Consider the following 21564-nt stretch of genomic DNA (forward strand, 5'->3'; position numbering starts at 1 on the left):
GGCGGAAGGCGTGGGCTCGGAGGGCAGGCGGGCGCGCAGCGCGTCGAAGGCGCCGCTCCATTCGGCGCGCCACTGGCGGCGCTGCGTGTCGTCGATCCACGCGCCGTCCAGGCCGTTGTGCATGAAGCCGCGCAGGTCGTCCAGGCCGAAGCCGAAGTCGCGCACCATCATCAGCCAGGCGCCCGTGGGCGTGACCTGGTGCAGCGTCGGGTCGTCGGTGTTCGGATGGATGCGCAGGCCCAGGCCGGGCATGCGGCGGATCGGGTGGTCCAGCGCCCAGCGCTCGGGCGGCAGCGTGCGCAGGTAGTAGGAGTTGGTCGGCACCACGGTGAAGATCACACCGCGCTCGGCGCACTGGCGCGCGAAGTCGGGCTGGTCGACCACCGTGTAGCCGTGGTCGATGCGGTCGACCTGCAGCAGCTCGAGCGCGGTGCGCACGTTGGTCCAGGGCATGCCGAACTCGCCGGCGTGCGCGGTGGTCTTGAGGCCGGCCTTCTTCGCCTCGGCATACGCCCGTGCGAACAGCTCGGGCGGCCGGTCGTTCTCGCGGTAGTCGATGCCGATGCCGATCACCTCGTCGCAGCGGTGGGCCTGGACCCACTCGACCATCTCCACGGCCGCCTCGGCGCTGGCCTCGCGGTCGATGGCGGCAATGAGCCGCCCGGTGATGCCGAACGCCTTCTGCGCATCGTGGATCGCGCGGACGATGGCGCCCTGCGCCAGCGGGTAGGCAATGCCCGAGCCGTGCACCGTGCCGGTCGGGTTCCAGAAGAACTCGGCGTAGCGCACCTGGTGCGAGGCCGCGTCCTGCAGGTATTCGAGGGTGAGCTGGTACAGGTCGTCGGCGCTGCGCACCAGCTGGGCGTCGAGCGCGCGCAGCACGCGCAGCACGCCCACGGGCTTTTCGCCGCGCGTGTAGAAGCCGTCGATTTCCGCGTCGGCGAGCGGCGCACCGGCGCGCCGGTTGAGCTGGCGGAAGGTCTCGTGGCGCACGGTGCCGAAAAGGTGGCAGTGCAGCTCCACCTTGGGAATGGCGTGCAGCATCGCTTCGAGCGTGAAAGGAGCGGTGGCGGGCGCAGGCGCGGCAAGGGTCATGCGGCGCAGTCTAGGCAGTGCGTGCTCATAAGGAAAATTTTGAATTTCTATAATTTGATTCATTGAATCGATAACCAGGACGCCCATGGCCGCCTTGCCCCTGCGTGCGCTCACGCTGCGCCAGCTGCAGTGTTTCTCGGTGCTGGTCGAGGAAGGGCACTTCGGCCGCGCGGCGCGCCGCCTCGCCATCACGCAGCCCGCGCTGAGCAACGCGATCAAGCAGATGGAAAAGCTGCTCGGCGCCGAGCTGCTGACCCGCTCCACCCACCGGCTCGAGCTCACGCCCGTCGGCGCCGAGGTGCTGGCGCGCACCGATTTCCTGGTCCACACCTTCGAGGTGGCGCTGCGCGACATCGAGAGCACGGTGCAGCGCGGCCGGGCCTACGTGCGCGTGGGCGTGATCCCTTCGGCCAGCGCGCGCGTCGCGGCGGCGGCGGCCGGCTTCCTGCAGCAGCGCGGCGAGGTGGAGCTGGCCTGGCGCGACGCGCCCTCCACGGTGCTGCTGGCCGAGCTGCGCAGCGGCCAGCTCGACATGGCCGTGGCCGCGATCACCGAGCCGCCGGGCGGCCTGGCATGCATCGACCTGTTCCGTGATCCGCTGGTGCTGGTGGTGCGCAGCGACCACGCGCTGGCGGCGGCCGGCGAGGCGCGCTGGGAGGCGATCGGCAGCGAGCGCCTCGTGCTGTTCGAAAGCGGCAGCATGCCGGCGCTGGGCGACCCGGCGCGCGCGCAGTTCGCGCAGGGCGCGCAGCCGTACCGCGTGAGCTATTCCGAAACGCTCTATGCATTGGTGCGCAGCGGGCAGGCGCTGGGGCTGATGCCGCAGCTGTACACCTCGTCGCTGCGCGACCCCGAGCTGGCCGTGGTGCCGCTGTCGGCGCCGCGCATCGAGCGGCGCGTGGTGCTGGCCTACCTGCCGGGGCCGATGCGCAACGTGGCGGCGCAGGAGCTCATCGGGTTTTTGCGCGAGCGGTTGCCGCAGGCTTAGGCAGTTTCCAACATCGCCATGCGCGTTTCGCTGCTGAAACGCTCCAGCGTCCAGCCTTCGCCGAGCATGAACATGCGCGTGTGCAGCTGCGACAGCGTGTCGCCGTCCACCTCGTCGCCCAGGTAGCTCAGCCGTTTCTCGCGCAAGTCGACAAAGCCCGTCGTGTAGTCGCGCCCCAGGCGCAACCACAGCGCGTGGGCGCCCGGCGACTGGCGCGCGCCGCTCATCAGGCACATGCCGCTGCCCAGTGCCCAGCGGTACACGGCCGTGGCCAGGCCGCGCCGCTGGTAGGCGGGGTCGTACTGCGAATGCGGCGCGCGGATGTGGCGGTCGGCGCGGCGGTCGAGTTCGATCAGGCGGTTGAACACGGTGTAGCCGACCAGCCGCTGGTGGCGCACGTCCTCGATGTACACGTAGGTCTCGCCGTCGGCCTCGCGAAAACGTGCGCGCAGGTCGGGGTCGTCCAGGCGCAGCGCGGGCAGGTCCTGCACGCGCTCGCCCATGGCGCGCATGCGCTCGTACACCGGTGTCAGCGGCTCGCTCGGGCGACCCTTCTTCGGATCGACGTCGATGCGCAGCTCGGCCGGCCGCAGCAGGCGGCGGCGCAGCGCGTCGAACGACAGCCATGCGGGCCAGGGCGGCAGGGCAGGCAAAGGCGAAAAAGGGACGGAAGGGGAGCAGGCAAGAGCCACCATGGGGAAATCCTCACGACGAAACACGACGGCGAAGCGGGCGAGGTCCTTCCGCGCGGCACGGGGCCGGAGGCGGAAAGAAGGTCGGACGCTGGGGGAAGTGGTGCGTCGCCCGGGCGGATCAAAGCCAGGACGCGCGACCGCGCGGGGCGGGTGCCCGACGGTCGATGTGCGCTGAAGAAAAAAGGAGGCTGACCGCCGGGCTCAGGGATGTGCGAGGGTCTGCTGCGACCTCGCCGTCATCGCCGCGGGTGCGCGCACGCGCGCGTCGCCCGGGGCCGCAGAGGCCGCCGCGCGATCGAAACCGGGGATGAAAACCATGACGTTCATAGGGTCGATTGTAGGAAGCCGGGGGTGTTCGGGCAACCAAAGCCCCCGCGGTCTCTGCCAGATTGAACGCGGGTTGCGCTCAGTGCAGTTCGTCGGCCGCGTGGATCGTCTCGCGCACGCGCGGGTAGATCTGCGTGTTCCATTTGCTGCCGCTGAACACGCCGTAGTGCCCCACGCCGGCCTGCAGGTGGTGCGTCTTGAGGTACGGGCGGATGCCGCTGCACAGGTCTTGGGCGGCCACGGTCTGGCCGACCGCGCAGATGTCGTCGCGCTCGCCTTCCACCGTGAGCAGCGCGGTGCGCCGGATCGCCGCAGGGTTCACGGTGCGTCCGGCCACGGTGAGCACGCCGCGCGGCAGGTCGTAGGTCTGGAACACGCGCTCGACGGTCTCCAGGTAGAACTCGGCCGGCAGGTCGTTCACGGCCAGGTACTCGTCGTAGAACTCGGCGATGGTGCGGGCCTTGTCGAGTTCGCCCTCGACCAGCAGGCGCTCCATGTCCTCGAACTGCTTCTTGTGGCGCTCGGGGTTCATGCTCATGAAGGCCGTGAGCTGCAGGAAGCCGGGGTACACGCGCCGCATCGCGCCCGCATGCGGCCACGGCACGTGGCTGATGAGGTTGCGGCGGAACCACTCGATGGGCTTGCTGGTCGCGAGCACGTTCACGCCGGTCGGGTTGATGCGGCAATCGACCGGTCCCGCCATCAGCGTGAGGCTGCGCGGCGTGGCCGGGTGATCGTCTTCCGCCATCAGCGCGGTCGCGGCCAGCGCGGCCACGCAGGGCTGGCACACGGCGACCATGTGCGCGCCCGGGCCCACGGCCTCGACGAAGCGCATCAGCTGCAGCGTGTAGTCGTCCAGCCCGAAGCGGCCCTGCCACAGCGGCACGTCGCGCGCGTTGTGCCAGTCGGTCAGGTACACGTCGTGGTCGCGCAGCAGGGTGCGCACGGTTTCGCGCAGCAGCGTGGCGAAATGGCCCGACAGTGGTGCGACCAGCAGCACGCGCGGGTGCACCGCTTCGGTGTGTGCCTTGCGAAAGTGCAACAGCGTCCCGAAAGGCGAGACCAGCGCGACCTCTTCGTGCACGGGCACGTCGGTGCCGTCGACCACCACGCTGTCGATGCCGTAGGCCGGCCGCGTGTGGGTGAGCCGCATGCGCGAGAAGACCTCGCAGCGCGCGGCCATGCGCCGCAGCGCGGTGCGCTCGGTGCCGTCCTGCCAGAGGGCGCGGCCCAGGTACTGCGCGGTGAGCCGCCATGGCGAGAGCAGGTCGGCCTGGTTCTGGTAAGCGCGGTACAGCATGCACGGGTTGCAGGCAAGTTGTGGGCCAACAAGCATGGCGACTCGTGGCACGGCGCTTGCACACAGCACGCATCGTCCAAGGAGTGTCGCGATGGCCAAACCCGTTCTCACGATCAGCAGCAAGAACTATGGCGCGTGGGCGCTGCGCGGCTGGCTGATGTGCAGGCTCGCGGGGCTGGACTTCAGCGAGAAGGTCATTCCGCCCGACGACCCGGCCATGAAGGCCGAGATGCTGCTGCTGTCGTCGTCGATGCTGGTGCCTTCGCTGCAGCACGGCGGCATCAAGGTGTGGGACACGCTGGCCATCGGCGAGTACCTGAACGAGATCAAGCCCAAGGCCGGCCTGCTGCCCGCCGATGCCGCGGCGCGCGCGCACTGCCGTGCCATCTGCGGCGAGATGCACTCGGGCTTCGCCTCGATGCGCGGCGCGCTGCCGATGAACATCAAGGCCCGCTTCAAGAACTTCAAGGTGTGGTCGCGCGCGCAGGGCGACATCGACCGCATCGTCGCCATCTGGCGCGAGTGCCTCAAGGCCTACGGCGGCCCCTTCCTGTTCGGCAAGCAGCCCGGCATGGCCGACGCGATGTACGCGCCCGTGGTCACGCGCTTCCTGAGCTACGACGTGGCGCTGGACAGCGTGTGCGCCGCGTACTGCAAGCGCGTGATGGAACTGCCCGCCATGAAGGAATGGGTGGCCGCCGCGCTGCAGGAGCCCGACGAGATCGACGAGCTCGACGCGGAGTTCTGACGCTGCTTCTTCACGCGCTCGCAGGCGGCAGGCCGAGGCCGTCCTGCCGCAGCCGGCGCTCGATGCTCTGCGCGGCCTGCTGCAGGTCGCCCAGGTGCGCCGACACGATCTCGCGCTCGCTCTTCACCGCCGGCAGCCATGCGCAGCTGAGGCAGCCCACCACGTGCTCGCCCAGCCGCACCGGCACCGACACCGCGCCGAAGCGGTCGGGCGAATCGAGGCTGGTGGACGTGGGGTCGCGCGCCGCGTAGCCCTGGTCGCGCGCATGCGCCACCATGCGGCGGATGCTGTCGGGGCGCCGCGCGCCGCGGTCGAAATCGTTGGGTGAACGCGCCAGTGCGGCAACGATTTCTCGCCGCTCGTCCTCGGGGCAGAACGCGAGGTAGCAACGCCCGAGCGACGACAGCAGCATCGGCGGACGAAAGCCCAGTGCGCGGTAGTTCACCGCGAGGCCGTTGCGCGGCCGGTCGGTGTCGAGGATCAGCATCGCCGTGCCGTCGCGCACGCCGAGGTCGATCGGCCACGGCACCAGCCGCTGCAACGTGGCGCGCGGCGATGCGGCCAGGGCCGTGAGCCGCGTGCGCCATGCTGCAGCGGCGCCCGACTGGCCGGTGGCCGAGGTGGGCACGTAGCGCTTCTCCAGCTCGTTGCGCTCCACCCATCCGGCCTGCTGCAGCGTCTTCAGGATGCGCAGCAGCGTGGCCTTCGACAAGCCGGTCTGCCGGTGCAGCTCCTGCAGCGTGACGGCCGACGAACGCTGGATGGCCAGCATCACGTCGAGCCCGCGGCGCAGGGCGTCGATCGACTTCACGCTGTGCGCGCCGCTGGTGTCCGACATGCCGCCTCCGAAGAAAAAAGGTTCATCCAGTGAAACTATATCTTCTGGCCGCGCGGCGCCATTCCTACAGTCCGACGACACCCCCACGTCGTCTCACCGAGAAGGAAAACGCAAGATGTTCCACCAACGAAACATGGTCCGTGCCGCTGCAGGAGCCATTCTTTTGCTGTGCGCCGCGACAGCGGCGCTGGCGCAATCGTGGCCTGCGAAGCCGATCACCCTGGTCGTCGCCTACCCGGCCGGCGGCGACACCGACGCCATCGCGCGCACCTACGCCGAGAAGCTCGCGCAGCGCCTGGGCCAGCCGGTGCTGGTCGACAACCGCCCCGGCGCGAGCGGCATGATCGGCAACGCCTGGGTCGCGAAGGCGCCGGCCGACGGCTACACGCTGCTCTTCACGCCCAGTACCTTCCCCATCGCGCAGCACGTGCTCAAGGCCGGCCCCGGCGTGGCGCACGACGTGGTGAAAGACTTCACCCCCATCGTCAAGACCGGCAACATCCCGGTGCTGATGGTCACGGCGCCCACGAGCGGCATCCAGAACGTGGCGCAGCTCGTGGCCGGCGCCAAGGCCGGCAAGGCCTTCACCTACGGCACGCCGGGCGCGGGCTCGCCGATGCATATCGCGGGCGAGCTCTTCAACAAGGACGCCGGCGTGGCCATTGCCCACGCGCCGTACCGCGGCGTGGCACCGGTGGTCAACGACACGCTGGGCGGCCACGTGAGCGTGGGCTGGATCACGCCCGGCGCGGTGGCAGGCCACATCGCCGCCGGCAAGCTGGTGCCGCTGGCCGTGGCCGAACGCCAGCGCACGAAGCTCATGCCCAACGTGCCCACCTTCCTGGAGCTGGGCTACCGCGACATGGACGTGAGCGCCTGGATGGGCCTGCTCGGGCCCAAGGCCATGCCGGCCGAGGTCGTGCAGACGCTCAACCGCCACGTCAACGAGATCCTGAAGATGCCCGACGTGCAGGCCCGCATGGCCGCGCTGGGCATCGAGCCCGTGGGCGGCGAGCCGGCCGTGCTGGCCCGCCAGATCGCCGACGACGACCAGCGCTTCGGCAAGCTGGTGCGCGAGTTCGGCATCCGCGCCGACTGACCCTACACACCCGCAGACAAGGAGACGATGCATGTTGAGCGAAGAAAAGAACCGCCTGCTGACCGAAGTGGGTCCGGGCAAGCCCATGGGCGACTACCTGCGCCGCTACTGGCACCCGATCGCCGGCGCCAGCGAGTTCGACGACAAGGCCGTGAAGCCGCTGCGCATCCTTGGCGAGGACCTCGTACTCTACAAGGACCTGAGCGGCAACTACGGCCTCGTCGACCGCCGCTGCCCGCACCGCAATGCCGACATGTCGTACGGCTACGTGGAGAAGTGCGGCCTGCGCTGCAGCTACCACGGCTGGCAGTACGACACGAGCGGCCAGTGCATCCACCAGCCGTTTGAAGAAACGCTGGACCCCGACGCGCGCATGCGCAAAAACACGAAGATCAAGGCCTACCCCGTGCAGGAAAAGGCCGGCCTGCTGTGGGCCTACATGGGCCCGCAGCCCGCGCCGCTGCTGCCCGACTGGGAGCTCTTCAATTGCAAGAACGGTTTCGCGCAGGCTGTGTTCGCCGAGATTCCCTGCAACTGGTTCCAGTGCCAGGAGAACTCCATCGACCCCGTGCACTTCGAGTGGACGCACAACAACTGGACCACGCGCCTGCAGGGCGACGAAGGCCCCTACGTGCCCACGCACCTGAAGCTCGCCTTCGAGGAGTTCGAGCACGGCTTCGTCTACAAGCGCCTGCGCGGCGGCGAGCGCGAAGACAACGTGATGTGGACCACCGGCCGCGTCACGCTGTGGCCCAACGGCTTCTTCCTCGGCCACCACTTCGAATGGCGCGTGCCCATCGATGACCACCACACGCTGAGCGTGCTGTGGGTGCTCAGCCGCGTGCCGACCGAGCAGGAGCCTTATGTGCAGGAACGCATTCCCTCGTGGTACGGCCCCATCAAGGACCCGGCCACGGGCCGCTGGATCACCAGCCACGTCGCAAACCAGGACTTCGTCGTGTGGGTCGGGCAGGGCACCGTGACCGACCGCACGCGCGAGAAGCTGGGCCAGAGCGACAAGGGCATCGTGATGATGCGCCGGCGCTTCTTCGAAGAACTCGAGTCGATGCAGGCCGACCCGGCGCACGAGCCCAAGGGCCTGATCCGCGACCCCGAGAAGAACCGCGACGTGTTCCTGCCGTCGGCCTGCCGCGACGAGATGCTGCACGGCCTGTCGCGCGAGGAACTGGCCGCGCATCCGCTGCTGGGGCCGTATCTGAAGGATTTCTTCGGGCAGGCAGGGCAGCCCGACGATGTGCGCGCGGCCTACGAGGCGGCCATCGGCCAGAAGGTCGAGGGTGCGCGCTTCTTCAAGGTGCACGGCGGCGCGTCCGACGCCGAGGTGGAAACGCAAGAGGCTGCGTAACGCACGCTGTGATCCGGGTCTTTGCGCAGGGGCTCGCCTCGGCGCGAACAGCGTGTGAACATTCCATCTCGGGAGCACACGCCGTGAAGTTTCGTGATCGCGCACAGGCCGGCCGCCAGCTCGCTGCGTTGCTGCAGCGGCGCGGCGGTTTTTCGGATGCCGTGGTGCTGGCGCTGCCGCGCGGCGGCGTGCCGGTGGCCTTCGAGGTGGCCCGCGCGCTGCGCTTGCCGCTCGACGTGCTGGTGGTGCGCAAGCTGGGCCTGCCTGAACAACCCGAGTACGCCTTCGGCGCGCTCGCGGGCGACGGCGTGCCCGAGATCGACGAACACCTGGTGCGCACGCTGGACCTGCGTCCGTCGGAGATCGATGCCGTGGTCCGTGCTGAGCTCGCCGAGTTGGCGCGCCGCGCGCAGGTCTATCGCGGTGATCGCCCGGCGTGCGAGGTGCAAGGCCGCACGGTGCTCGTGATCGACGACGGACTCGCCACCGGTGCCACCATGCGCGCCGCGGTACGCGGGCTGAGGCGACAGGGCGCCGGCACCGTGGTCGCCGCCGTGCCCGTGGCGTCGCCCGAGGCCTGCGAGGCCTTGCAGCGCGAGGCCGACGATGTGCTGTGCGTGCGCTGCCCGACGGTGTTTCGCGCGGTCGGTGCCTGGTATGAAGATTTCTCGCAAACGACGGATGAGGAGGTCTGCGCGCTGCTGGCGCAGGCCTAGCGCCTGAACATCCGCAGGTCGAGCGCGCTCTCTTCGCCCAGCCACATCGCATGGGCTGTGTGGTCCGCGAAGTCGTCGCCGGTCACGCCGTGCACGAACACGTCGAGGCCGTTGCGATTCGCGTCGAGCCAGCCGATGACCTCGTCGAACTCGGCGGCGTCGAAGGCCAGCTGGCAGCTCCAGTGCGGGTGCGGGCCGACCAGGCGTTCGTGCACCCGGCCCACCACCACCATCAGCTCGCGGCCGGCGCGCTCGCTGAGCTCGCGCGCCTGCGCCAGCGTGGCGGGGGCGAAGTAGATGTGGGCGTGGTACTGGGCGTAGAGGTTTTCGGGGCGGCGCGGCATGGTGGGCTCATTGTGAACCGAGGCGGAAGCGTCCGCTGTAGCGAAACACATCGCCGAACCAGCGGTGGCGCAGCAGCATCTTCATCGTGAAGTGGTCGGGGTCGGACGGATCGGGCCGTTCCTCGACGTAGGCGGTGCCGAGCAAGAGGCCCAGCGGCAGCGGAATGCGCAGCCCCGCGAGGCGCCAGATGTAGCCCCGGTCGCGGAACACGAGCGCGCCGTCTTCCGCGCTCACCGCCAGGCGCATGCCGATGCCGAAGCGCACGTATTCGATCACCTCGCTGCCCTGTGCCGCGCCGTGCTCCATGTGCGAGCGGAAATGAAAAGGCGGCCTGCCCGGGAAGTGGAAGACGCGGTCCCAGTAGAGATTAGAGTCGTCGGGGTGGCAGCGGTAGTGCACCTCGATCGGCACCTGGGTACCCTGGTGCGGAACCAGCGCGCCGAACAGCCGGCCGAAGGGCATCAGCAGCGCGGCCCACGGGGCGTGCCAGACCTCGCGCATCGTGCCGCGCACGCACACGTAATCGTCGGAGAACGGCGCCATCGTGTAGTGCCGGCGGATGACGTCGCCGAGCTGGTCCCACGCAGGGCCGAGCGCCTGCTGGAAGACGGGTGGCGCGCTGCTCATCCCGCCACCGCCCCGGTGGCTTCGCTGCGCGCCTTGTAGAAGCGCAGGATGTTCTCGGAAGCGTCGCCAAGCAGGAACTGCATGACCGGGTCCGCATACCAGTTGAAGCGCGTGCTCAGCCGCCACGACACCGCGACGCGCAGCTCGGTGCCGCCGTCGCGCGGGGTCAGGGTGTAGGTGGCGTCGCGCAGGTCGAAATACTGGCCGCCGATCATCACGTGGTCGTCGAGCGCGCCGGCGGGGAAGGAGTCGGGCGTGAAGCGGAAGCGCCACTTCAGCAGGCGATCGGGCTGCCACTCGGTGACGACCTCTTCGAAGCGCACGTTCTTCTGCCACTGCACCTGGCGCACGCGGCCCTCGGGCGTGTCGACGGTCACGCCCGACACCGGCATCGGCACGCCGACGCGGTAGGCCCACGCGTCGCCGACTTCGCTGGGGCGGATGTCGCGCGCGGCGTTGAGCTCGTGCCACACACGCCCGGCCGGCGCCGCGATGAAGAGCGTGCGCGAGGTGTTCGAGAACTGGTCGGGGTTGGGCCATTGCGGCTCGATGCCGCCGAGCAGCAGCGGCACCAGGGCGACGCTGTACAGCGCGGGCTTGGGCCAGTTGGTGATGCGGCACACGATGCCCATGGCCAGCCCGCCGACGCTGCCCATCACCGCGAACAGCGGCACGATGAAGGCGGCGCAGATGATGCCCTCGATGAAGACCATCAGCGTGCCGCCGACGAACAGCGCAGTGGCCACCCACGGCGCCCAGAGGTAGTAGCCCCAGCTGCGCCGCTCGATGCGCTCGGCCAGGTACACCGTGACCGCGCCGCACGCCGCGGGCGCGAAATAGACGAAGGAGCCCAGCATGGCCGAGAAGGGCTGGCCGGGGCCGCCGCTGAAGACGAGGCGCAGCACGAGCGCCAGCGCCGCGCCGGCGAACATGGGCCAGAACCAGCCGAAGGGCATGCCGCGCACGGGCTTGGGGGCCGGCACGTCGTCGTTGGCAGGCAGGTCGGCGAGTTTGCTTTCTTCGGGCTCGGTGCGCATGGAAATCTCTTCTCCTCTTTTTGTGATGTCTCAGCTGGCGCTGCGCCGGGCCGTCACCATGGCGTAGTCGAAGTCGCGCCAGAACATGCCCAGCGCGAGCGCGCAGTAGCTGGCCACGATGTGCTTGCGGCGCCAGGGGCTGAGCCTGCCGCGGGCCTTCCACAGTTCGGCCAGCGTGAAGCGGGTGGCCAGCACGGGGATGTGCAAGGCGCTCGGTGCCACGCGCCAGCGCAGCGAGGTGAACTCGATGTCCTCGAAGCCGTGTGCGCGCAGCGCGGCCGTGAAGTCCTCGCGCACGGCCAGCGTGGGTACGGCCCAGCTGTCGGCCCACAGGCGGTGCAGCCAGCCCGCGAGCCGGCCCGGCCGGCGGCGCAGCAGGAAGCCGTCGACCACCACCAGCCGCGCGCCGGGCTTGAGCAGCCGCGCGGCCTCGCGCACGAAGTCGGCCTTGGCGGTGCCCTCGGCGTAGCAGGCGCTTTCGAGCGCCCAGGCACCGTCGGCCTGGGCGGCGGGCAGGCCGGTGCGGGTGTAGTCGGCCTCGACGTGCGCGACGCGGTCGGCCACGCCGGCGCGGGCGTCGAGCCGCGCGGCGATGCCGTTCTGCACCGGCACATTGGTCACGGTGACCGCATGCAGCGCGGGGTCGTCGCCGACCAGCGTGCGCGAGGTGGCGCCGGCGCCGCAGCCCAGGTCGAGCACGCAGCGCGGGTCACGGGTGGCGGTGTCGAGCCGCAGCGCGCGGCCGACGGTGCGGTTCATCTCGATCAGCATGCCCTCGCGCCGCAGCGGGTTCAGGCCCAGGCGCCAGAAGCCGAAGTGCATGTTGTAGCTGGGGCTCCAGACGCGGTAGTCGTCGGCGACCTCGGTGAAATAGTCCTGCGTGTCCTCGCGGCTCACGCGGCCTTCGACGGCAGGCGGCGCGGGCCGCGCGGTGCCGGGCAGGCGGAAGTCGGGCTGGAAGACGTCGGGCATCGAAAACTCCTTCGGACGTGAGCGGGTGGTGTGTGACAGCGTGGGTTTTTTTCTAAAGCTTGCAGTGGTCGTCGGCGCAGGTGGCCGGCGCGATCGCACCGTGCCCCGCGAGCCGCAGGACCAGCCAGCGCGGCAGCCGGTAGCGGTTGCGCGCCAGCACCGCGTAGGCGCGATCGGCCAGCCGGCCGACCACCGGCAGGTCGAGCACGGCGCCGCCGGCCGGCAGGCCCACCGCCGCGCGGCAAGCGCGGATCGCATCCACGCCTACGCGCAGCCGGCCGGCGGCATCGACCGCGTGCAGCGAACGCATCAGCGCCTCGCGCGGCGCCGGGCCGTCCGCGAAGCCGGCGGGCGAGCAGTCGATCAGGCGCAGCCGCTTGGCGGCGTCGCGCGCCTGCATGGCGCCCATCTCGGCCGTGCACAGCGGGCAGGTGGCGTCGAAGTAGACGGTGAGCGGGTAGGTGGCGGGGGCGAAGCGGGTCATGGTGCTTTTGGTTTTCGACATTTCAGTCAAAACAGAAATAAGAAGGCAAAAAAAGGACGCGGCCTTTCTCAGATCATGGGCAGGCTGGCGTGGTGCGCGTCGGGGTCGTCGCCCTTGCCCGCGCCAGGAGGGGCGGGGGGCGGTGGGCTGTCGCCGCGCACGAACTTCTGCACGCTGGCGCCCAGCGTGAGCACCTTGTCGAGCGTGCCGGGCGACAGCCGCAGCATCTCGTCGGCCCAGGTGGCGAGCTTGGTCATGAGGTCCATGGTGGAGCGGATGCGGTCCTGCGCATCGGGCGGCTCCTTCTGGAAATCGGGGCTGGCGACGATCTCGCGCAGCACGCGGATGGTGGGGTCGAACTCGCGCTCCTTGCGCTCGCGCACCACGGTGCGGAACAGCTCCCACACGTCGACGCTGGTCTCGAAGTAGTCGCGCCGGTCGCCCAGCGTGTGGGTGACGCGCACGAGGTTCCAGGCCTGCAGTTCCTTCAGGCTGTTGCTGACGTTGGAGCGGGCCACGCCCAGCGTTTCCGACAGCTCTTCGGCGTGCATCGGCTTGCCGTGCGCGAAGAGCAGGGCGTGGATCTGCGAGACCGTGCGGTTCACGCCCCACATGGAGCCCATCTCGCCCCAGTGCAGGACGAACTTGCGTTGAATGTCGGTGAGTTCCATGGCGTCGAGTTTAGGAATTCCTGAATTTCTGTCAAGACAGAAATAAAAAACTGTGCATGTCTGGATCAAAAGTGAAATACTGTATGAATAAACAGTTATTTGCCTTGTTTCCTGTTTCCTTCCAAGGACTCGCCATGCCCGCCGCCCAGGTTCCCATCCACATCATCAAGGGCCGAGGCGCGGCCACGCGGCTCGCGCACCGGTTCTCCAAAGACGAACGCGACGCCTTCGACGACGGCTGGGGCACGCTGGAAGACGGCGAAGCCGAAGCCGCCGGGTTGCTGCCGCTGGCCACCGAGGTGCGCTTCGAGGACGTGAAGTCGGTGCTCAGCAGCAACGAGTCGCCCGACATCCCCTTCGACCGCTCGCTCAACCCGTACCGCGGCTGCGAGCACGGCTGCATCTACTGCTTTGCGCGGCCCACGCACAGCTACCTGAACCTGTCGCCCGGCCTCGACTTCGAGACCAAGCTGATCGCCAAGCGCAACCTCGTCGAGGTGCTGCGCGCCGAACTCGGGCGCAAGGGCTACCGCCCCAGCAACCTCGCCATCGGCACCGCCACCGACTGCTACCAGCCCATCGAGCGCGAACTGCGGCTCACGCGCGGCGTGATCGAGCTGCTGAGCGAGGTGCGGCATCCGTTCGCGCTGGTCACCAAGTCGAGCGCGGTCGAGCGCGACCTCGACCTGATCGCGCCCATGGCCGCCGACCGGCTCGCGGCCGTGTACGTCACCGTGACCACGCTCGACGGCGAGCTGGCGCGCAAGCTCGAGCCGCGCGCCGCCGCGCCGCACCGGCGGCTGCGCACCATCCGCACCCTGGCCGAGGCCGGCGTGCCGGTGGGCGTGAGCGTGGCGCCGCAGATTCCGTTCATTACCGAGGACATGGAGCAGGTGCTCGAAGCCGCCTGGGAGGCCGGCGCGCGCAGCGCCTTCTACACGGTGGTGCGGCTGCCATGGGAGGTGGCGCCGCTCTTCAAGGAATGGCTCGAGCTGCACTACCCGCAGCGCGCCGAGCGCGTCATGGCGCGCATCCACGAGATGCGCGGCGGCAAGGACTACGACGCCGACTTCGCCACGCGCATGAAGGGCGCCGGCCTGTGGGCCGACCTGATCCAGCAGCGCTTCCAGAAGGCGACGCACCGGCTGGGCTTCAACCGCGAGCGGATTGCGCTCGACACCGGGGCCTTCCGCCCGCCCGGCGCGCAAGGGCAGGGCAGCCTGTTCTGAGTGCGAGCAACGCTGACGCGCCCCGGCCCGGCCGTTGCGGCTGACGAGGGCGGTCGGTAGGGCCGCCCTCGCTTCCACGCAATGCCCGGGCCTACATGAAGAAGTCGTCCAGCGGTGGCGGCGCCACGACACCCACCAGCTGCACTTCGAAGTCGGCGGTGCCGTTGCCGTCGATATCGGCCTGCAGCGTCTGGGTGGCGACGTCGAACCTCAGCTGTCCGGCCACGTTGGTGAACGCTGCATCGCCGAGGTAGCTGAAGGCGTCGTCCGCGTTCGCGTTGCCCGAAATGGCGTCGATGCCCGACAGGTCGAGCGTGTCCGCACCGCTCATGAATCCGGTGACCACGTCCCTGTTCGCACCGGCCGCACTCTCGGCCACGGCATTGAAGTCGTAGATATCGTTGCCATCGCCCCCGGTGAGCGTGTCCTTGCCCAGTCCGCCGGTCAGCGTGTCGTTGCCGCCGCCGCCGTTGAGCGTGTCGTTGCCCGTGCTGCCCTGGATCGCTTCGTCATCCGCGCCGCCGGTGAAGGCGGTGCCGCCGACGATGCCGACGTCCAGCACCTGCGTGGGGGTGGCGTCACCGTCGGCGTCCTTGACCGCCAGCGAGAACTGCAGGTTGGCGTCGAGCTGGCCGCTGTTGAGGGTGACGAAGCCGATGTCCGAGATCTTGATGACGTCGTTGTCGGACGTGGCCGCTTCAGGGTTGGCCGTGCCGGGTGTTCCCGAGAATTCCTGCAGCGTGGTGCTGTTGCCGCCGGCCCCGGTCAGGGCATTGAGGTTGATGGCCGTGCCCGTCACGCCTTCGGTCGACACCAGCAGCTGCGCACCTTCGATGACGTAGTTCTCGGTGCCGGTGTTGAAGTCGTTCGACTCGATGATGACCGCGCCGTCGTTGTTGTCCAGCGAGATGCTGTACGGGGCCGGGATGGTGCCGCCGGATTTGATGATGTCGGCGTTGTCGATGATGATGGCCTTCGTCGTGCGGCTGCCGTCGTCCGGGTCCACCAGCTTGAGCACGAGCACCAGGTCCTCGCTGCCGATGCCGTCGAACTTGAGGAACATGCCGGCGGCCTGCGTGGTCGGCGTCGCGGTCGTGAAGCCGAACGGGTTCGCGGCGAAGAAGTCGAGGTCCAGCACCTCGCCCTGCTGGATGGTGTCGCCCGCCACGCCGTTGGCCAGGTTGGACACGCTCACCCACGTCCCGGCCTGCTTGAACAGCTCGCCGTTCACGAAGGCGGTTCCGTTGGCCGTGCCCAACGGGGCTGCCGGAGCGATCGCCTGGATGTTGTTGGCACCGGTGCCGCCGCCCGGCTCGCTGTAGCCGGTGAACTGCACGAAGAAGTTGCTGCTCAACTGGGCCACCGACACGTCGGGCTGCGTCTGGTCGACCGTCGATGTGCCCACCGTGTAGCCGGTGAAGCCCAGCGCCTGGCCGGTCGAGACGGTGTTGAAGCCCGCGATGGGCGCATTCAGCGCGAGCGAGTAGGTGCCGTTCACCTTGTCGAAGCTCAGCGTGCCGGTCGCGTTGGTGGTGGTGGCCGAGCCCGGGTCCGGCTTGTAGCTGAAGCTCACGGCGAACGAGGCGCCGGTCGCCGTCTCGGAGGTCCAGGTCACCGTCGGGCTGGTGATCGCCGCATTGCCCACCGTGCCGGTCAGCGTGATCGCTGAAAAGTCGGAGTTGGAGACGCTGTAGCTCGACCGCGCGTCGGCGCCGATCTCGTAGTCGAAGGTGCCGGTGCCGCCAGGCGACGGGTTGCTGGTGTTCGCGTAGATGAGGTCGGTGCGGGCCAGGATGGTCGGGCCGTCGTCCTCGAAGTTCAGGGCCTGGCCGATGTTGAGGAAGTCCGAGCCCGTGTTCTGGTCGCCGTCCTTGTCGGTGATGGTGTCGGTGCGGGTCAGCACGATCAGGTCGGCTGCAGTGAGCGTCTTCGAATCGTCCGGGTTGGTGGCGTCCGGGTGCACGACGGCGCGCTGCTGGTCGAGCGTGACGAGGCCCGCGGCGTTCACGCTGACGGTGAAGACCAGCAATCCGCTGCCGGCCGTGCGCCCTTCGACCACGCCGCCGGCGGTGAGGGTCAACACCACGCTCTGGTTGCTGAGCGTGTCGACCAGGCCCGAGGCGACGCCCGCGCTCTTGACGCTGAGTGCGTAGGCGCTGGTGACCGTGCCGGCGCCGTCCGCGCCGTAGGTCGGCGTGCTGGTGAAGTTGTCGGCGAAGCTGGCCGACGCGTTGGTTGCGAAGATGGTCTCGTCCACCGTCAGTGGATCGGCGGCCGCCGTGTCGGCCACCGTGATGCTCGGCCCGTCATCCTCGAAGTTCAAGGCCTGGCCGATGTTCAGGAAGTCCGCGCCGGTGTTCTGGTCGCCGTCCTTGTCGGTGACGGTGTCGGTGCGCGTCAGCACGATCAGGTCGGCTGCGGCCAGCGTCTTCGAGTCGTCTGGGTTGGTGGCGTCCGGATGCACGACGGCACGCAGCTGGTCGAGCGTGACGAGGCCGGCAGCGTCCACGCTGACGGTGAAGACCAGCGCACCGCTGATGGCGGTACGCCCCTCGACCACGCCGGCGTTGACGGTCAGCACCACGCTCTGATTGGTCAGGGTGTCGACGAGGCCCGAGGCAACGCCCGCACTCTTGACGCTGAGCGCGTAGGCGCTGCTGGTCGTACCCGCACCGTCCGCGCCGTAGGTCGGCGTGCTGGAGAAGTTGTCGGCGAAGCTGGCCGACGCGTTGGTGGCCAGGGCGGTTTCGTCCACTGTCAACGTGTCGGACGGTGCCGTGTCGGCCACCACGATGCTCGGCCCATCGTCCTTGAAGTTCAGGGCTTGGCCGATGTTGAGGAAGTCCGAACCGGTGTTCTGGTCGCCGTCCTTGTCGGTGATGGTGTCGGTGCGGGTCAGCACGACCAGATCGGCCGCGGCCAGCGTCTTCGAGTCGTCCGGGTTGGTGGCGTCCGGATGCACGACGGCACGCAGCTGGTCGAGCGTGACGAGGCCGGCAGCGTCCACGCTGACGGTGAAGACCAGCGCACCGCTGATGGCGGTACGCCCCTCGACCACGCCGGCGTTGACGGTCAGCACCACGCTCTGATTGGTCAGGGTGTCGACGAGGCCCGAGGCAACGCCCGCACTCTTGACGCTGAGCGCGTAGGCGCTGCTGGTCGTGCCTGCGCCGTCCGCGCCATAGGTCGGCGTGCTGAAGAAGTTGTCGGCGAAGCTGGCCGACGCGTTGGTGGCCAGGGCGGTCTCGTCCACCGTCAATGCGTCGGGCGGCGCCGTATCGGCGACCGCGATGCTCGGGCCGTCGTCCTTGAAGTTCAGGGCCTGGCCGATGTTGAGGAAGTCCGAACCCGTGTTCGGGTCGCCGTCCCTGTCGGTGATGGTGTCGGTGCGCGTCAGCACGATCAGGTCGGCTGCGGCGAGCGTCTTCGAATCGTCCGGGTTGGCGGTGTTCGGATGCACGACGGCGCGCACCTGGTCGAGCGTGACCGTGCCTGCGGCGTTGACGCTCACCGTGAAGACGATGTCGCCCGTGGCGGCCGCCGCGGCGTCCGTGCCCTGGCGCCCCTCGACGACGCCCGAGGCGTTGAGGAACAGGAACACGCTGTTGCCGGTGGCCACGTCGTCCAGCCCGGAGTCCGCGCCGCTGGTCTTCAGGCTCAGTGCGTAGGCGCTGGTGACCGTGCCTGCGCCGTCCGCGCCGTAGCTCGGCGTGCTGGAGAAGTTGTCGGCGAAGCTGGCCGACGCGTTGGTGGCCAGGGCGCTCTCGTCCACCGTCAATGCGTCGGGCGGCGCCGTATCGGCGACCGCGATGCTCGGCCCGTCGTCCTCGAAGATCATCTGCGAGCCGATCTGCGCCGTGGCGGTGGACGACCTCAGCAGCCGGAAGCCGCCGATGTCGAAGTCCGCGTGTGTGTTGCCCGAGGCATTGAGGGCCGCCCCGTTTTCGATGAGCACGCGGTTGTGGTCCGCCGACGTCGTGTACTCGATCGATTGGCCGGCCACGACGCCGGTGATGGTCGCGACGCCGCCGGTGATGGTGATGGCAAGGCTCGAACTCAGTCCGCCTTCGGCGCCGGCCGAGAAGGTTTCGAGCACGGCCCCGGTGGCGGAATTGAGCACGCGCACGCTGGTGATCGCCACCGTCGCGTCGCCCGCATAGCCGTCGATGAAGCTGTTGCCGGACTCCGCCGCCGTGCTGAAGGCCGAGATCTTGACCTGGGCACTCTTGCCACTTTGCAGCTGCACCACGTCGAAGTCGGCGGTCCTCGCGCCGAACATGCCGGTGAAGTCGATGTTCGACTCCAGGTCGGCCTCGTTCTGGTCCAGGTTCGGAATGGTGACGTCCGCCCGGGCTCCCGTCACGAACGTGAAGCGGATGCCTTCCTGCTCGGTGATCATCTGGCTGTTGGTGCCGAACGTGGTCGGTCCGCCCGCCTTGCTGGTGTTGATCGTGTCGCCGGTCGAGATGTTGATGTCGTCGGCGGTGCTGTTGGGATTGGCCCCGGACTGGTTGGCCGGGTCCTTGCCGGTCGCGATGATCGACACGTTGGAGATGCGGCCATCGACGATGGTCGGACTGCCGGTCGTGAACATCAGGAACAGGTTCTGGCCGGAGGGCGCGTCCTCGAGGTTGAACTCCGTGTCCTGGCTGACGCTGACGAAGACCTTGTCCGTCAGGTCGATCGGATCGTCGGCGTTGGCCGCGTCGGGGTTCGACATCGCTTCGTACTGGACGGTCCAGATCTTGGCGCCGTTCACCGGGCTGCCCGTCTCTTCCAGGTAGGCGGCGAACACGACGACATTGAGGGCGGTCTTTCCGTAGACGACGTTGTTGTTGGTCGCGTCGGTGTACAGGAAGATGTCTTCGCCGTCGGCGGTGTTGAGGCCGCTGTCCAGGCCATTGAGCGGCGCGCCGTTCGCGTCCGTGAAGGACATGTCGGTGACCGTGCCCGTCACGCTGAACGTGAAGGCGTTGGTGCCGGTGTTGGTCCCGTTGTAGCCACTCAACGCCGCGTTGATGGCGGTGCCGACGCCTTGGGCCGCCAGGCGGGTGCTGAAGGCGGTGGGCAGTGAACTTGCGGAGATGTCATTGTCGTTACTGTCGCCGGCGGCAGCGGGAGTAGCGGCAAGGTTCTGCAAATTGGCGGATTCATCCAGGGTGACGGTCGAGCCGGCCGTCAGGTTGAGCGCAGCCATGGGAACTCCTTGGTTGAAAAGATGCGCCGACTGGAATCAGTGCTCCCGATTGACCTGCATGCACTGGCGATCAACCACGTTCACATATCAGCAGAGAGGAATGCTGAACCGCCGGGCTGCGCCCTGTCCATAGGATAAAAGTTGTCACCCATTGGGTGATGCGCCGCGCCGATCGCGCGCCCTTACCCTTTGATACCTTGCGAGGTCGGCAGACCTGTCTGCAGGAATTTGTGGTCTTTATCATTAAGCTCCGGCTGCCTCCCAATAGGCACCTCGGAGGGAAACCATGGAACAAGTCCCACTGCCGTCTGCTGGGCTGGAACCTGCGTGGAACGCAGACCCGCTGCCGTTCATGCAGGGCTTGCGTCCCCTGTCGCCGTTCGCGCCCTCCGTGCCACCCGCGCTGTTGGCATCGGACTGTTTTCAACCGGCGTTCCCCGACCTCCCTGGCCCTGCGGCCGACCTCCGCGTGCCGGTGCTTGTCGCCACCGGCCCCAGCCGCGCGTCACCGCGGTTCGGGCAGGGCCTGTTGGCCTCGCGGCAGCGGGCCGGGCGGATGTACGAGGTCGCGTGCGTGCAGGTGGACAGCCTCTTCGAGCTGGAAGCCCGCTGCCGGCCGCAGGCGCCTCGTCTGCTGCTGGTGGACATCGCGCTGATGGCGCCGGAGAGCGTCGCCAGCCTGGACGGTCTGCGCCGCCGCTTTCCCGCCACCGACTGGCTCCTCGGCTGGGAGGCGCCGTCCCCGCAGGGCCTGGATGCCGCGCTCCGCAGCCAGGCGCGCGGCAGCGTCGAGTGGGCCGCGAGCGCCGAGCAGTTCGCGCAATCGCTGGACGCCGTGCTGGCGGGTACCCTGGGCTTTCCGGGGCCGGTGGTGCAGGCGCTGTACCTGTGCGTGCTGCGCGCGAAGGCCAGCGGCGGGCGGTCGGCGTCCGGCGGTGCCACGCCGGCCCTCCGGCTGACTGCACGGGAAGACGAGGTGCTGTCGCTCATGCACCGGGACATGACCAACAAGCAGATCGCCGAGCGGCTCGGCATCAGCGTCAACACGGTCAAGAAGCACCTCGCGCACGTGTTCGCGAAGCAGGGGCCGCACAGCCGGCGCTGGCACTTGGTCTGACCCGTGGCCGGCACCGGCTTTGCGCCCACCCGGGTGCCGACGCGGTAGATTCGTGACCGCGCGTGCCGGCCCCGGCACGCGCCTGTCAGCTTCAACAAAGGTCAAGGGTGCGCATGAACAGGGTCTGGCTCGTGGTGATGGGGGTTTCGGGCTGCGGCAAGTCCAGCATGGGCGCGGCGCTGGCCACGGCGTTCGGGCTGCCGCTGATCGAGGGCGATGACCACCATCCGCCCGCCAACGTCGACAAGATGAGCCGCGGCATCGCGCTCACCGACGCCGACCGCGCCGGCTGGCTGGCCACGCTGGGCCGCGCCCTGGCCGACGCGCCGCAGGGCGCCGTCATGACCTGCTCCGCGCTCAAGCGCAGCTACCGCGACCAGTTGCGCGCCGCCGCGCCGGGCCTGCGCTTCGTGTTCATGCAGATCGACCGCGCCGAAGCCGAACGCCGCGTGGCCGCGCGCGCGGGCGCTGGCTTGCACATGTTCCCGGCCAGCCTCGTGGCCAACCAGTTCGCCACGCTCGAATCGCCGGTGGGCGAGGCCGGCGTGCTGGCGGTGGATGCGACGGCGCCGCTGGCGCAGTCGGTCGGTGCGGTGCGCGACTGGCTGGCCGACGCCGGCTGAGTCGCATCACCTGAAGAGGCGGCGACCGGGCATTCACCAGAAACACCGCGGAACCGGCTTTGCCGGGCCGCTGGTGTTGCCCCTGGTAGG

Annotated in this window: 20 protein-coding genes; 8 read left to right on the top strand and 12 right to left on the bottom strand. The window is 69.0% G+C overall.

The features are described from left to right. The coding region (locus AC07YS_RS17870; protein ID WP_495268662.1) for an adenosine deaminase family protein at window positions 1-1095 on the bottom strand (1095 nt) is incomplete at its 3' end. Window positions 1096-1180: 85 nt separating this feature from the next. On the opposite strand from AC07YS_RS17870, the gene AC07YS_RS17875 reads away from it, so the two are divergent. Beyond that, window positions 1181-2083: a LysR family transcriptional regulator gene (locus tag AC07YS_RS17875; RefSeq protein WP_495268663.1), complete on the top strand. Its 903-nt coding sequence runs from the start codon at window positions 1181-1183 to the stop codon at window positions 2081-2083. On the opposite strand, the gene AC07YS_RS17880 is transcribed toward AC07YS_RS17875, so the two are convergent. From AC07YS_RS17880 to AC07YS_RS17890, 3 genes are all read right to left on the bottom strand, one after another. Continuing rightward, window positions 2080-2736, bottom strand: coding sequence for an N-acetyltransferase (locus tag AC07YS_RS17880; RefSeq protein ID WP_495268664.1), 657 nt, complete (start codon window positions 2734-2736; stop codon window positions 2080-2082). The genes AC07YS_RS17875 and AC07YS_RS17880 overlap by 4 nt on opposite strands. A gap of 243 nt (window positions 2737-2979) precedes the next feature. After that, window positions 2980-3105 (bottom strand): hypothetical protein, encoded by a 126-nt coding sequence (locus AC07YS_RS17885; protein ID WP_301179195.1) that lies wholly within the window; start codon window positions 3103-3105, stop codon window positions 2980-2982. Window positions 3106-3184: 79 nt separating this feature from the next. Then, window positions 3185-4405 (bottom strand): polyhydroxyalkanoate depolymerase, encoded by a 1221-nt coding sequence (locus AC07YS_RS17890; RefSeq protein WP_495268665.1) that lies wholly within the window; start codon window positions 4403-4405, stop codon window positions 3185-3187. Window positions 4406-4496: 91 nt separating this feature from the next. Here AC07YS_RS17890 and AC07YS_RS17895 point away from each other — a divergent pair, with 91 nt between their 5' ends. Next, window positions 4497-5153 (top strand): glutathione S-transferase, encoded by a 657-nt coding sequence (locus AC07YS_RS17895; protein ID WP_062476661.1) that lies wholly within the window; start codon window positions 4497-4499, stop codon window positions 5151-5153. A gap of 10 nt (window positions 5154-5163) precedes the next feature. Here the strand turns inward: AC07YS_RS17895 and AC07YS_RS17900 are convergent, their stop codons facing one another. Further along, window positions 5164-5991: a helix-turn-helix domain-containing protein gene (locus AC07YS_RS17900; protein ID WP_495268666.1), complete on the bottom strand. Its 828-nt coding sequence runs from the start codon at window positions 5989-5991 to the stop codon at window positions 5164-5166. Window positions 5992-6106: 115 nt separating this feature from the next. Here AC07YS_RS17900 and AC07YS_RS17905 point away from each other — a divergent pair, with 115 nt between their 5' ends. The 3 genes from AC07YS_RS17905 to AC07YS_RS17915 all read left to right on the top strand — a co-directional run bounded on the left by AC07YS_RS17905 (window position 6107) and on the right by AC07YS_RS17915 (window position 9172). Continuing rightward, a complete protein-coding gene (locus AC07YS_RS17905; protein ID WP_495268667.1) occupies window positions 6107-7090 on the top strand; it encodes a tripartite tricarboxylate transporter substrate binding protein in 984 nt (327 codons plus the stop codon). Between the two features lie 31 nt (window positions 7091-7121). Beyond that, complete coding sequence (locus AC07YS_RS17910) at window positions 7122-8456, top strand: Rieske 2Fe-2S domain-containing protein (RefSeq protein WP_495268668.1); 1335 nt, start codon at window positions 7122-7124, stop codon at window positions 8454-8456. Window positions 8457-8539: 83 nt separating this feature from the next. Continuing rightward, window positions 8540-9172: a phosphoribosyltransferase gene (locus tag AC07YS_RS17915; RefSeq protein ID WP_495268669.1), complete on the top strand. Its 633-nt coding sequence runs from the start codon at window positions 8540-8542 to the stop codon at window positions 9170-9172. Here the strand turns inward: AC07YS_RS17915 and AC07YS_RS17920 are convergent. From AC07YS_RS17920 to AC07YS_RS17945, 6 genes are all read right to left on the bottom strand, one after another. Continuing rightward, complete coding sequence (locus tag AC07YS_RS17920) at window positions 9169-9516, bottom strand: DOPA 4,5-dioxygenase family protein (RefSeq protein ID WP_095744544.1); 348 nt, start codon at window positions 9514-9516, stop codon at window positions 9169-9171. The genes AC07YS_RS17915 and AC07YS_RS17920 overlap by 4 nt on opposite strands. 7 nt (window positions 9517-9523) lie before the next feature. Beyond that, complete coding sequence (locus tag AC07YS_RS17925; RefSeq protein ID WP_495268670.1) at window positions 9524-10144, bottom strand: DUF4166 domain-containing protein; 621 nt, start codon at window positions 10142-10144, stop codon at window positions 9524-9526. After that, window positions 10141-11181 carry an SRPBCC family protein gene (locus AC07YS_RS17930; RefSeq protein ID WP_495268671.1) on the bottom strand — a complete coding sequence of 347 codons (1041 nt, stop codon included), beginning with the start codon at window positions 11179-11181 and terminating at the stop codon, window positions 10141-10143. The genes AC07YS_RS17925 and AC07YS_RS17930 overlap by 4 nt, the downstream gene beginning before the upstream one ends. 30 nt (window positions 11182-11211) lie before the next feature. After that, window positions 11212-12153 (bottom strand): SAM-dependent methyltransferase, encoded by a 942-nt coding sequence (locus tag AC07YS_RS17935; protein ID WP_495268672.1) that lies wholly within the window; start codon window positions 12151-12153, stop codon window positions 11212-11214. A gap of 52 nt (window positions 12154-12205) precedes the next feature. Continuing rightward, window positions 12206-12637: a thiol-disulfide oxidoreductase DCC family protein gene (locus tag AC07YS_RS17940; RefSeq protein ID WP_495268673.1), complete on the bottom strand. Its 432-nt coding sequence runs from the start codon at window positions 12635-12637 to the stop codon at window positions 12206-12208. 68 nt (window positions 12638-12705) lie between these two features. Then, window positions 12706-13308: a GbsR/MarR family transcriptional regulator gene (locus AC07YS_RS17945; protein WP_354347325.1), complete on the bottom strand. Its 603-nt coding sequence runs from the start codon at window positions 13306-13308 to the stop codon at window positions 12706-12708. Between the two features lie 134 nt (window positions 13309-13442). Here AC07YS_RS17945 and AC07YS_RS17950 point away from each other — a divergent pair, with 134 nt between their 5' ends. Continuing rightward, window positions 13443-14537 carry a PA0069 family radical SAM protein gene (locus tag AC07YS_RS17950; protein ID WP_495268674.1) on the top strand — a complete coding sequence of 365 codons (1095 nt, stop codon included), beginning with the start codon at window positions 13443-13445 and terminating at the stop codon, window positions 14535-14537. 91 nt (window positions 14538-14628) lie between these two features. On the opposite strand, the gene AC07YS_RS17955 is transcribed toward AC07YS_RS17950, so the two are convergent. Next, entirely contained in the window at window positions 14629-19734 is a 5106-nt protein-coding gene (locus AC07YS_RS17955) for a DUF5801 repeats-in-toxin domain-containing protein (protein ID WP_495273897.1), read from the bottom strand. 286 nt (window positions 19735-20020) lie between these two features. Here AC07YS_RS17955 and AC07YS_RS17960 point away from each other — a divergent pair, with 286 nt between their 5' ends. Both AC07YS_RS17960 and AC07YS_RS17965 read left to right on the top strand, forming a co-directional pair. Next, a complete protein-coding gene (locus AC07YS_RS17960; protein ID WP_495268677.1) occupies window positions 20021-20851 on the top strand; it encodes a helix-turn-helix transcriptional regulator in 831 nt (276 codons plus the stop codon). Between the two features lie 113 nt (window positions 20852-20964). Beyond that, on the top strand, window positions 20965-21474 hold the full coding sequence (locus tag AC07YS_RS17965) for a gluconokinase (protein WP_495268678.1): 510 nt from the start codon (window positions 20965-20967) through the stop codon (window positions 21472-21474). The last annotated feature ends 90 nt before the right edge of the window (window positions 21475-21564 follow it).

The sequence above is a fragment of the Variovorax sp. GW458-11-26-14-LB1 genome (genome assembly GCF_059423965.1).